The sequence below is a fragment of the Streptomyces phyllanthi genome (assembly GCF_009377205.1).
In the GTDB taxonomy this organism is placed as follows: Bacteria; Actinomycetota; Actinomycetes; order Streptomycetales; family Streptomycetaceae; genus Streptomyces; species Streptomyces phyllanthi.
Window position 1 is genome coordinate 1 of sequence record NZ_VJZE01000309.1, and the last position, 11,033, is coordinate 11,033.

9 protein-coding genes and 1 pseudogene are annotated in these 11,033 nt (G+C 70.1%); 2 read left to right on the plus strand and 8 right to left on the minus strand.

From position 1 onward, the window contains the following. Positions 1 to 137 precede the first annotated feature (137 nt). On the plus strand, positions 138 to 1,145 hold the full coding sequence (locus FNH04_RS31665; protein ID WP_152789229.1) for a sigma-70 family RNA polymerase sigma factor: 1,008 nt from the start codon (positions 138 to 140) through the stop codon (positions 1,143 to 1,145). Here FNH04_RS31665 and FNH04_RS31670 read toward each other — a convergent pair. Next, positions 1,038 to 1,424, minus strand: coding sequence for an STAS domain-containing protein (locus FNH04_RS31670; protein ID WP_152789231.1), 387 nt, complete (start codon positions 1,422 to 1,424; stop codon positions 1,038 to 1,040). The two genes, FNH04_RS31665 and FNH04_RS31670, sit on opposite strands and share 108 nt — an antisense overlap. 144 nt (positions 1,425 to 1,568) lie before the next feature. Between FNH04_RS31670 and FNH04_RS31675 the strand changes: the two genes are divergently transcribed. Continuing rightward, on the plus strand, positions 1,569 to 2,489 hold the full coding sequence (locus tag FNH04_RS31675) for an AEC family transporter (RefSeq protein WP_322724396.1): 921 nt from the start codon (positions 1,569 to 1,571) through the stop codon (positions 2,487 to 2,489). A 6-nt stretch (positions 2,490 to 2,495) separates the two neighbouring features. Here FNH04_RS31675 and FNH04_RS31680 read toward each other — a convergent pair whose 3' ends face one another. From FNH04_RS31680 to FNH04_RS31710, 7 genes and pseudogenes are all read right to left on the minus strand, one after another. After that, positions 2,496 to 3,083 carry a Uma2 family endonuclease gene (locus FNH04_RS31680; protein WP_228031725.1) on the minus strand — a complete coding sequence of 196 codons (588 nt, stop codon included), beginning with the start codon at positions 3,081 to 3,083 and terminating at the stop codon, positions 2,496 to 2,498. A gap of 86 nt (positions 3,084 to 3,169) precedes the next feature. Then, the gene (locus FNH04_RS31685; protein ID WP_152789235.1) at positions 3,170 to 4,453 is read right to left on the minus strand and encodes a thymidine phosphorylase; all 1,284 of its coding nucleotides are present in this window, start codon (positions 4,451 to 4,453) and stop codon (positions 3,170 to 3,172) included. Between the two features lie 92 nt (positions 4,454 to 4,545). Then, on the minus strand, positions 4,546 to 4,947 hold the full coding sequence (locus FNH04_RS31690; protein WP_322724399.1) for a cytidine deaminase: 402 nt from the start codon (positions 4,945 to 4,947) through the stop codon (positions 4,546 to 4,548). Continuing rightward, positions 4,944 to 6,209 (minus strand): ABC transporter permease, encoded by a 1,266-nt coding sequence (locus FNH04_RS31695; protein WP_152789237.1) that lies wholly within the window; start codon positions 6,207 to 6,209, stop codon positions 4,944 to 4,946. Before FNH04_RS31695 ends, FNH04_RS31690 begins: the two co-directional genes overlap by 4 nt. Further along, complete coding sequence (locus FNH04_RS31700; protein WP_152789239.1) at positions 6,206 to 7,342, minus strand: ABC transporter permease; 1,137 nt, start codon at positions 7,340 to 7,342, stop codon at positions 6,206 to 6,208. The genes FNH04_RS31695 and FNH04_RS31700 overlap by 4 nt, the downstream gene beginning before the upstream one ends. Before the next feature lie 635 nt (positions 7,343 to 7,977). Next, a pseudogene (locus FNH04_RS31705) lies at positions 7,978 to 9,528 on the minus strand (ABC transporter ATP-binding protein); the annotation flags it as partial. A 210-nt stretch (positions 9,529 to 9,738) separates the two neighbouring features. Further along, complete coding sequence (locus tag FNH04_RS31710; protein WP_152789241.1) at positions 9,739 to 10,794, minus strand: BMP family lipoprotein; 1,056 nt, start codon at positions 10,792 to 10,794, stop codon at positions 9,739 to 9,741. Between the last annotated feature and the right edge of the window lie 239 nt (positions 10,795 to 11,033).

Below are 11,033 nucleotides of genomic sequence, written 5' to 3' on the forward strand. Positions count from 1 at the left end.
GGAGTACCCAGCCCCTCCGCTCCCCTGACGTGCGCCTTCACCCGCTCGGGGGGCCGTTGTCAGTGGGCTGCGGTAGCTTCCGAAGTACTGGGCGCAACGAGGCGCGACAGGTGGACGGCCACAGGGGTGGGTGGGCGATGAGCAACGGTACGGCGACGACGACAGACCTGGACGTCAGTCTGGAGAAGCACCGGGTCGAGCTGACCGGTTACTGCTACCGGATGCTCGGCTCGTCCTTCGAGGCCGAGGACGCGGTGCAGGACACCATGGTGCGGGCCTGGCGGAGCTTCGAGAAGTTCGAGGGCCGCTCCTCACTCCGCTCCTGGCTCTACCGCATCGCGACGAACGTGTGCCTGGACATGCTGACGGCGGGCAACAAGCGGGCCCGTCCCGTGGATCTGAGCGACTCCACTCCCCTGGCCCAGGCCGCGCTCTCCCCGCGCCCGGACAACACCTGGCTGGAGCCGGTGCCGGACGCCCGTGTGCTGCCGACGACCGGCGACCCGGCGGAGGCGGCCGTCGCGAAGGAGTCCGTCCGGCTGGCCTTCATGGCGGCCCTGCAGAAGCTGCCCGCCAAGCAGCGCGCCGTGCTCATCCTGCGCGAGGTCCTGGCCTGGAAGGCCAGCGAGGTCGCCGAGCTGCTCGGCACCTCGGTCGCGTCGGTCAACAGCGCGCTCCAGAGGGCCCGGGCGACGCTCGCGGAGAGCAACGGACAGGACACGGAGGCAGCCGTCTCCGACCCTCTCGACGAGGAGCAGCAGAAGCTCCTGGAGCGCTATGTGGCCGCCTTCGAGGGGTATGACATGGCCGCGCTGACCGCTCTGCTGCACGAGGACGCGGTCATGACGATGCCGCCTTTCGACCTGTGGCTGCGCGGCACGGACGACATCACGGGCTTCATGACGACGCTGGGCTCGGCCTGCGCGGGCTCCCACCTGGTGCCGGTCGCCGTGAACGGCCTGCCGGGTTTCGCCCAGTACAAGCCGGACCAGGAAAAGGGCGGCTTCACCCCGTGGGCGATCCAGGTCCTGGAGATATCAGACGGCCGGATCGCCGGGTTCCACTGCTTTCTCGACACCGCCCGCTGGTTCCCGCTCTTCGGACTGCCCCTCCACCTCGAGGGCGAGGCCGACCAGGCCCAGTAGCGCGCGCAGCGCCGGATCGGGGCCCCGCAGCCGGATGCGGCCCCCGGCCCGCAGCGCGGCGAGCTGAAGCCGGGCGAGCAGGTCGACCGTGGCCAGCCCGGGCGGGCCGATCCCGGCGACGTCGCACACCACGACGCCCGCCCCACTGCTCTCCAGCCGCGCGCACAGGTCGGCGCAGAGCCGGGGCACCTGGTCTCTGGTGACGGGTCCTGGCAGCACGAGTACGGCGGGTGTCGTGGCATCCACGTTCGGTAGACCGTCCTGAGGGCCGTAACTCATCGCGGGCCGCACCACCGCCGGTCCGCGCGGCCCGACAAGGATCACATTGACCCTGCCCCGCCTTCCCCGGAGGGTTGGGTGTATGCCCCATGTATCAGCACCAGCCGTGACCGCCGACTGCCTCCGCACCGCCCAGAGGGTTTCGTGCGCGGGGTGCTGACCGGGTTCGCGGTGATCGCCGTCGTCATCGGCGTCGGCTGGATCATCGGACGACGCGGGTATCTCGGTGAGAACGGACGGGAGGTGCTGACCAGGCTCGCGTTCCATGTCGCCTCGCCGGCCCTGCTGTTCACGACGCTCGCCGGGGCCGACCTGTCGGTGGTCTTCTCCAGCCGTCTGCTGGTCACGGCGCTGAGCACGGCCGCTGCGGCGGGGGTCTTCGTCGCGGTCGGTGTCGTACGGCGCTGGGGCGTGGGCCGGACGACGATCGGCGCGCTGTGCTCCAGTTACGTCAACTCCGGCAACCTCGGCATCCCGATCGCCGTGTACGTGCTGGGCGACGCCTCGCTCGTGGCGCCGGTGCTGTTGTTCCAGCTGATCGCACTGACGCCGGTCGCGCTCACCGTCCTGGACCTGTCGGGGCCGGGCGAGAAGCGTCCGCTGTGGCAGGCGCTGATCACACCGTTGCGCAATCCGATCGCGGTGGGCTCACTGGCCGGGGTCGCGGTCTCGGCGGCCGGTGTGACGGTGCCGGGCCCGGTCATGGATCCGTTGACGCTGATCGGGAACATGTCGGTGCCCGCGGTACTGCTCGCCTTCGGTATCTCCCTGTGCGGCAGCACCCTGCCGGGCCGGGGTGCCGAACGGCACCCGGTGCTGCTGTCGGTCGCCCTGAAGTCGGTGGGCCAGCCGGCGGTGGCCTGGGCGCTGGCGAGCGGTGTGTTCGGGCTGCGCGGGGCGCCCCTGCTCGACGTCGTCGTCACCTCGGCGCTCCCCGCCGCGCAGAACCTTTTCACGTACGCGAGCCGGTACCGCGTGGGCGAGGTACTGGCCCGGGAGTCCATCCTGCTGTCGACGGTGCTGTCCGTGCCGGTGCTGGTGGTGATCGCCGCCCTGCTGGGGTGACGTGCGTCAGTCGCCGGGGAACTCGCTGGTGTCGATGACGAGGTCGAAGGGAGCGGGGAGCTTGAGGGCCTCGCCGAACTTGGCGGTGCCGAGGGGGCGGTAGTGGTCCCCCTTCGGTTCGCCGTACAGCGTGATCGTCGGGCCGTCCGGAGTCAGGCTGTCAATGAGGAGGTAGAGCGGGATGCCCGCAGCGGCATAGCCCGCGGCCTTGTGGGTCCGGTCGTTGGCCGCGGTGGCCTTCGAGGTGATCTCCATGACGAGTTCTGCCTCGCCCGCGGGGATGAAGCAGTCGTCCCCGCTCAGCTCCTCCTCCGGCACCACAAGGAGGTCCGGCACGTAGAGCCCGAGCCGGGAGGGCACAGCCGCTCCCAGCCGCTGATAGATGCCCCAGTGCTCCCGGATCACCTCGTAGAGGCGCCGCTGGATGCGCCCGGCAATGTAGTGGTGCGCGTTGGGGGAGCGAGGGGTCACGGTGATGAGCCCCTCGATGATCTCCACCTTGCACCCTTTGGGGACGTCCGTCTGCTCCCAGACCCGGACGAGTTCGTCCCACTCGTCGTCGGCCTTGACGTAGTCGCCGTCGATCACCTTCATGGAGCCAGTCAACATGCCGAACGGGACCGGTGCCGGACCACTGATCCCGTTCACCCCAACGAGGCACCCTCAGCGAAAACCCCAGCTCAGACGATGCGTTCCAGCACCACCGGCGACGCCGCGAACTCCGTTCCGGCCGCCCCGATGTCGTACGAGCCCTCCACCGCCTCCAGCGCGTACGCGAACCGCTCCGGGGTGTCCGTGTGGAGGGTGAGGAGAGGCTGGCCCTCGGTCACCGGATCGCCCGGCTTGGCGTGGAGTTCGACGCCCGCCGCGGCCTGGACCGGGTCCTCCTTGCGGGCGCGTCCCGCGCCCAGGCGCCAGGCGGCGATGCCGATGTCGTACGCGTCCAGGCGGGTCAGGACGCCGGAGGCGGGGGCCTTGACGACGTGCTGTTCGCGCGAGGTGGGAAGGGGGGCGTCCGGGTCGCCGCCCTGGGCCGCGATCATGCGGCGCCAGACGTCCATCGCCACGCCGGTGGCCAGGGCCTTCTCCGGGTCGGCGTCCTTCAGCCCGGCGGCGTCGAGCATCTCGCGGGCCAGGGCGAGGGTCAGTTCGACGACGTCGGCGGGGCCGCCGCCCGCCAGGACCTCCACCGACTCCCTGACCTCCAGCGCGTTACCCGCCGTCAGGCCGAGGGGGGTGGACATGTCCGTGAGCAGGGCCACCGTACGTACGCCGTGGTCCGTGCCCAGTCCCACCATCGTGGAGGCCAGTTCACGGGCGTCCTCGATCGTCTTCATGAAAGCACCCGTGCCGACCTTCACGTCCAGGACGAGGGAGCCGGTGCCCTCGGCGATCTTCTTCGACATGATCGAGGAGGCGATCAGGGGGATCGCCTCGACCGTGCCCGTGACGTCCCGCAGCGCGTACAGCTTCTTGTCGGCCGGGGCGAGGCCGTCGCCCGCCGCGCAGATGACGGCGCCCACACCGTCCAGTACGGACAGCATCTCCTCATTCGAGAGCAGGGCCCGCCAGCCCGGGATCGACTCCAGCTTGTCCAGGGTGCCGCCGGTGTGGCCGAGGCCCCGGCCCGACAGCTGCGGGACCGCCGCACCGCAGGCCGCCACCAGCGGCGCCAGCGGGAGCGTGATCTTGTCGCCGACTCCGCCCGTGGAGTGCTTGTCGGCGGTCGGGCGGGACAGGGAGGAGAAGTCCATGCGCTCGCCGGAGGCGATCATCGCGGCTGTCCAGCGGGCGATCTCACGGCGGTTCATACCGTTGAGCAGGATGGCCATCGCGAGCGAGGACATCTGCTCGTCGGCGACCTCTCCGCGGGTGTACGCGTCGATGACCCAGTCGATCTGCTCGTCGCCGAGTTCACCGCGGTCCCGCTTGGTGCGGATGACGGAGATGACGTCCATGGCCATGGCTTTCCTTCCGAGGTGCCGAACGTGACTTCCGAGGGTTGTCGAAAGTGAGCGGCCCCTCCGACCGGTCGTCAGGAGGGGCCGCGCGGGAGTTACTTGGTGAGATGGTCCGGGCCGAACGCCTGCGGCAGCATCTCCGACAGCGGCAGGATCCCCGCCGGGGTCTCCAGCAGCAGTTCGGGGCCCCCGAACTCGTACAGCAGCTGACGGCAGCGGCCGCACGGCACCAGGATCTCGCCCCGCCCGTCCACGCACGTGAAGTGCGTGAGCCGGCCGCCCCCGGTGTTCTGCAGCTCCGAGACCAGCCCGCACTCGGCACACAGACCGAGCCCGTAGCTGGCGTTCTCGACGTTGCAGCCCGAGACGATCCGCCCGTCGTCGACCAGGGCGGCGACGCCGACCGGGTAGCCGGAGTACGGGGCGTAGGCGCGGGACATGGCGCCCCGTGCCACCGTACGCAGCTCGTCCCAGTCGACGACGGCGGGCGAGGTCACTTGCCCTGCCCCTTCCGGTACGGCAGACCGTCCGCCCTGGGCATCCGCAGCCGCTGCGCGGAGAGTGCCAGGACGAGCAGTGTGATGACGTACGGCGTGGCGGCGACGACCTGGTTCGGGACCTCGTCGGTGGCGGCGTACCAGGCGAACACCAGGGCGCCGATGACCAGGGTGATCCCGGCCTGGAGGTACTTCTTCCGGACCGCCAGCCAGATGGCGCCGATGACCAGCAGGATGGAGCCGAGCAGCAGCAGCGCGTGGACGTTCTCGGCGCCGCCGCGCAGGTTGAGGCTGTCGGTGTAGCCGAACAGACCGGCGCCGATGGCGAGTCCGCCCGGCATCCAGTTGCCGAAGATCATCGCGGCGAGACCGATGTAGCCGCGGCCGCTGGTCTGGCCCTCCAGGTAGAAGGGGTTGGCCACGATGGAGAGGAAGACACCGCCGAGGCCGGCCAGACCGCCGGAGATGATCACGGCCAGGTACTTGTACTTGTAGACGTTGACGCCGAGGGACTCGGCGGCGACCGGGTTCTCGCCGCAGGACCGCAGGCGCAGACCGAAGGCGGTGCGCCACAGGACCCACCAGGAGCCGGGGATCAGCGCGATGGCGATCAGGGTCAGCCAGGAGACGTTGGTGACCAGACCGCCGAGCAGGCCCGCGATGTCGGAGACCAGGAACCAGCCCTGGTGGTTGAGATCTTGAAGCGCGGTCGAGAGGCCCGGCACCGTGAAGTCGCCGAGGGACTCCACCGGCGGGGACTGCTTGGCGGTGCCGCCGGGGGCGTTCTCGAAGGCGAGCGGGGCCAGGTAGCGGGTGGCGCCGAGGGCCAGGATGTTGATGGCCACACCGGAGACGATGTGGTTGACGTTGAAGGTGACGGTGACGAACGCGTGGACGAGGCCGCCGATCGCGCCGCCGATGATGCCGACGAGTACGCCGGTCCACGGGCCCCACTGGTAGCCGGCCCAGGCGCCGAACCAGGTGCCGAGGATCATCATGCCCTCGAGGCCGATGTTGACGACGCCCGCCCGCTCGGCCCACAGACCGCCGAGACCGGCCAGGCCGATCGGGACGGCCAGCTCCAGCGCGGTGGACATCTGGCTGACGTTGGTGATGCCGTCGGCGCCGGTGATGATGCGGACGATCGAGGTGAGCGCCAGGCCACCCGCGATGACGAGCAGCAGGACGGGCAGCGACAGCTTGCGGCCGGCCGGGGCGGCGGGCTGCAGCGTGGGCTGGTTGACAGCGGTCGCGGTGGTCATCGGCCAGCCACCTCCTTCTGGGCCTTCTGGGCGGTGTTGTCGGTGGCGCCGAGGACGATGCCCGCGGCGAGCTCCGCGCCGACGCGGCGCTGCTGGCGGCGCAGGCCCCACTCGCGTACGGCCTCGTACGAGACGACGACCGCGAGCACGATCAGGCCCTGCATGATGACCGCGATCTCCTTGTCGTAGTCGTGGAAGTCCAGCTCGGGCGAGGCCTTGTCGAGCCAGGCCCACAGCAGGGCCGCGAAGGCGATGCCGGTCGGGTTGTTCCGGCCGAGCAGGGCGATGCCGATGCCGAGGAAGCCGATGCCGGTGGGGAAGTTGAGGCTGTAGGTGTGGGTGTCGCCGAGCAGGATCGGCAGGCCCGCGAGGCCGGCCATGCCGCCGGAGATCAGCATGGCGGTGAGGACCATGCGCTTGGGGTCGACACCGCTGGCCGCGGCGGCGGACTCGGAGGCGCCCGAGGCGCGCAGGTCGAAGCCGAAGCGGGTGCGGTTGAGGACGACCCAGTAGCCGACGCCGAGCAGGACGGCGAGGATCACCAGGCCGTAGATCTCGCCGGCCTTGCCCATGTCGATGCCGGGCACCCAGCCGGACTCGGCCATCTCGCCGGTGGTGTTGTTGTTGCCGACCTTCACGCCGAAGACGCTGGGCAGCCACAGGTAGCCGATGACGGAGGTCGCGATCGCGTTGAGCATGATCGTCGCGACGACCTCGCTGACGCCGCGGGTGACCTTGAGGACACCGGCGATTCCGGACCAGAAGGCGCCGGTGAGTACGGCGGTCAGGAGCAGCAGCGGGATCTGGAGCACCGCCGGCAGGTCCATGTGGGCGCCGACGATGGCGGCGGCCATGGCGGCGAGCTGGTACTGCCCGTCCACGCCGATGTTGAAGAGGTTCATCCGGAAGCCGACGGCCACCGCGAGGGCCGCGATGTAGTACATCGAGGCCTGGTTGATGATCAGGACCTGGATGTCGGAGAACGAGGCCTGCTCGAACATCAGGGTGTACGGCTCGACCGGGTTCTTGCCCGAGGCGATCAGCACGACCGACGTCAGGGCGAAGGCCACGGCGAGCGCGATGACCGGCCCGGCCACCGCGAGGAGCACGCGCTCCTTGTCGAACTTCTTCATCAGCGGGCCTCGTCTTCCGGGGCGTCTGCCTGCGTCTTCGCCGGACCTTCGGATGGGGTTCCCGCCGGGTCCTGGACGGTGGTCTCTGCGGGGCTTTCGACGGGGCTTTCGGCGTGGGGCTCGGCCGGACTGTCTGCCGACGGCTCCGCCGGACCGCCTGCCGGGGGCTCCGCCGAGGTCTTCCCCGAGGGCTTCGCCGAAACGCCCTCCGGGGTTTCTGCCGAGCCGTCCGCCGAGGTCTTCGCAGGGCCGTCCGCCGGAGGCTCCGCAGAGCCACCTGCCGAGGCCCCGACGGGGTCATCCACCGAGCCGTCCGACGAGGGCTTCGCCGGACCACCTGCCGGGGACTCCGCCGAGGCCTTCGCCGAAACGCCCTCTGGGGTTTCTACCGAGCCGTCCACCGAGGTCTTCGCAGGGCCGTCCGCCGGAGGCTCCGCAGAGCCACCTGCCGAGGCCCCCGCGGGATCGTCCGCCGAGCCGTCCGACGAGGGCTTCGCCGGACCACCTGCCGGGGACTCCGCCGAGGCCTTCGCCAGGCCATCCGCCGAAGTCTCCACCGGACCACCCGCCGAGGCCTTCTCCGGACCGCTCTCCGAGGGCGCCGCGGCGCCGTCCGCCGAGGGCTTCGCGGCGCCGTCCGCCGAGGTTTTCGCCAGGCCGTCCGCCGGAGGCTCCTCGTGTTCGAGGTGGCCCGTCGCGGCGCCCGTCATCGCCGAGCCGAGTTCCTCCGGAGTGATCGTGGCCGGGTCGGCGTCGGCGACCAGCTTGCCGTTGTAGATCACCCGGAGCGTGTCGGACAGGCCGATCAGCTCGTCCAGGTCGGCGGAGATCAGCAGGACTGCCAGGCCCTCGCGGCGGGCCTCGCGGATCTGGTCCCAGATCTGGGCCTGCGCGCCGACGTCCACACCGCGGGTGGGGTGGGCGGCTATGAGGAAGCGTGGCTTGTGGCTCATCTCACGGCCGACGATCAGCTTCTGCTGGTTGCCGCCGGAGAGCGAGGCGGCGGTGACGTCGATGCCGGGCGTGCGGACGTCGTACTCCTCGACGATCCGCCGCGTGTCCTCCTGGGCGGCCTTCGGGTCCAGCCAGAAGCCCTTGGCGTTGGGCTTCTCCGTGACATGGCCGAGGATGCGGTTCTCCCAGAGGGGGGCCTCCAGGAGCAGGCCGTGCCGGTGCCGGTCCTCGGGGATGTAGCCGACGCCCTGCTCGCGGCGCTTGCGGGTGGCCCAGGAGGTGACCTCCTCCTCGCCCAGCGCGATCGTGCCGGAGTCGGCGTGCTTGAGGCCGATGAGCGCGTCGACCAGCTCGGTCTGGCCGTTGCCCTCGACACCCGCGAGACCCAGGACCTCGCCCGCGTGGATGGTGAAGGTGATGTCGTCGAGCAGGGCCTTGCCGCCGGGCGCCTCCAGGCGCAGGTCCCTGACGGTGAGGACCGGGCGGTCGGTGACCGTGGACTCGGAGGTCTCCGGGGTCGGCAGCTCGCTGCCCACCATCAGCTCGGCGAGCTGGCGCGAGGTCGTCTCGGCGGGGACGGCCGTGCCGACCGTCGTACCGCGCCGGATGACCGTGATCTCGTCGGCGACCGACAGGACCTCGCCCAGCTTGTGGGAGATGAAGATGACGGACAGGCCCTCGGACTTCAGCTCGCGCAGGTTGGCGAAGAGCGCGTCCACCTCCTGCGGCACGAGCACCGCGGTGGGCTCGTCCAGGATCAGGGTGCGGGCCCCGCGGTAGAGGACCTTGAGGATCTCCACGCGCTGGCGGGCGGCGACACCGAGCTCCTCGACCAGGAGGTCGGGGCGCACCCCGAGGCCGTACCGGTCGGAGATCTCCTTGATCCTGCGGCGGGCCTTGCCACCGATGCCGTGCAGCTTCTCGCTGCCCAGCACCACGTTCTCGAGGACCGTGAGGTTGTCGGCGAGCATGAAGTGCTGGTGGACCATGCCGATACCGCGGGCGATGGCGTCGGCGGGCGACGAGAACGAGACCTGCTCGCCGTCGATCGCGATCGTGCCCTCGTCCGGCTTCTGCATGCCGTAGAGGATCTTCATCAGCGTCGACTTGCCGGCGCCGTTCTCGCCGACGAGGGCGTGCACGGTGCCCTTGCGGACACTGAGGTGGATGTCGTGGTTGGCCACGACGCCCGGGAATCGCTTGGTGATCCCGGCGAGTTCGACGGCGGTCACCTGACCGTTGACCGCCGCGCCGGCCGGAGGGCTGCTGGACGCGTTGATGGCGCACTCTCCTGCAAGAAGGGGGTCGTCTACGCGTGTAGCACCCCTATGGCAACAAAAGGGGTGACGCACCGTCGACAACGGGGTACAGGGCGAAAGGCTCCCGTACCCCGCTGCGCGGATGTAACCCCGCGGTTACTGGCTGCTCGAGGTCCTGCTGTGTCAGCTGGTCCTGACCTTGATCCCGCCGCTGATGATCTTCTCCTTGGCCGTTTCGATGGCTTCCTGGAGCTCGGTGTCGGCCTTGAACTTGGGGTTGGAGTCCGCCAGGCCGACCTCACCGGTCTTCAGATCGCCCCGTACGATACCGCTCTCCGGCTTCCCGTCCTCGACCGACTTCGCGAGGTTGTACACCGCCTTCGCGACGTCCTTCGTCGCCGAGGTCAGGATGTGATCCCTGTACTTGCCGAGGGCTTCCTGCCGGTACTGGTCGGAGTCGACACCGATCGCCCACACCTTGTTGGCGGCGGCGGCCTCGATCACGCCCTGGCCCGACAGACCGGCCGCCTGGTAGACGACGTCGGCCTTCTTCTCGATCTGGCTCTCGGCGGCCGTCCTGCCCTTGTCGGGGCTGGAGAAGCCGCCCTCCTCGGCGGTCTGCGTCAGGTACTGCGACAGGACTTTCACCTTGGGGTCGGTGTCCTCGACGCCCTGCCTGAAACCCGCCTCGAACTTGTGGATGAGCGGGATGTCCACACCGCCGACGAAGCCGACGACGTCCGACTTGGTGCTCTTCGCCGCGGCCACGCCCGCGAGGTACGAGGCCTGCTCCTCGGAGAAGACCAGGTCCGCGACGTTGTCCGCGTCGATGGTGGAGTCGTCGACGATGCCGAAGGTGGTGTCCGGGTAGGTCGCCGCGGCCTCCTTGACGGCGGTCGCGTACGCGTAGCCGACGCCGATCACCGGGTTGTGGCCCTGCTTGGCCAGCGAGACCAGGCGCTGGGTCTTGTCCGCGTCCGTCTCGCCCTCGGTGGGCTCGACGTCGGCGGTCTCGTAGCCGAACTCCTGCTCCGCCCGCTCCAGGCCCGCGTACGCGGCGTCGTTGAAGGACTGGTCGCCCTTGCCGCCGACGTCGTACGCGATGGCGAGGCCCTTGTCGCCTCTCGACTCCGAACCCGAGGAGGCGGCCTCGGTCGAGGTGCCGCCGCAGGCGGAGAGGGTGAGGGCGAGGGAGGCGGTCGCTGCGCCTGCGACCGTGAGGCGGGAAAACCGGCGCATGTGTGGTGCTCCTGTCGTACAAGCGCCGGACGGTACGGCTTGTAGCTTCGGCGCTGGCTTCGCCGCAGAGTAACGCGCGTAGACCCGCGAGAAAAAGCCTGCGGTCCACCTTGTTATGCGGTCGTGGCCAAGGCCACGCGACGGGGGGTGCGGGGGTTGCCGCCCGCGAAGGGCGGGTGGCGGTGGGTGACTTGTCCCCCCGCCCCCATGCAGGACTCCTGACACATGATCAGCAACCC

Bases quoted from the DNA above. Each gene is read 5' to 3' on its own strand.
- FNH04_RS31700 (WP_152789239.1), bottom strand. From the start codon at position 7,342: ATGAAGAAGTTCGACAAGGAGCGCGTGCTCCTCGCGGTGGCCGGGCCG.
- FNH04_RS31710 (WP_152789241.1), bottom strand. From the start codon at position 10,794: ATGCGCCGGTTTTCCCGCCTCACGGTCGCAGGCGCAGCGACCGCCTCC.
- FNH04_RS31665 (WP_152789229.1), top strand. From the start codon at position 138: ATGAGCAACGGTACGGCGACGACGACAGACCTGGACGTCAGTCTGGAG.
- FNH04_RS31670 (WP_152789231.1), bottom strand. From the start codon at position 1,424: ATGAGTTACGGCCCTCAGGACGGTCTACCGAACGTGGATGCCACGACA.
- FNH04_RS31685 (WP_152789235.1), bottom strand. From the start codon at position 4,453: ATGGCCATGGACGTCATCTCCGTCATCCGCACCAAGCGGGACCGCGGT.
- FNH04_RS31695 (WP_152789237.1), bottom strand. From the start codon at position 6,209: ATGACCACCGCGACCGCTGTCAACCAGCCCACGCTGCAGCCCGCCGCC.
- FNH04_RS31680 (WP_228031725.1), bottom strand. From the start codon at position 3,083: ATGAAGGTGATCGACGGCGACTACGTCAAGGCCGACGACGAGTGGGAC.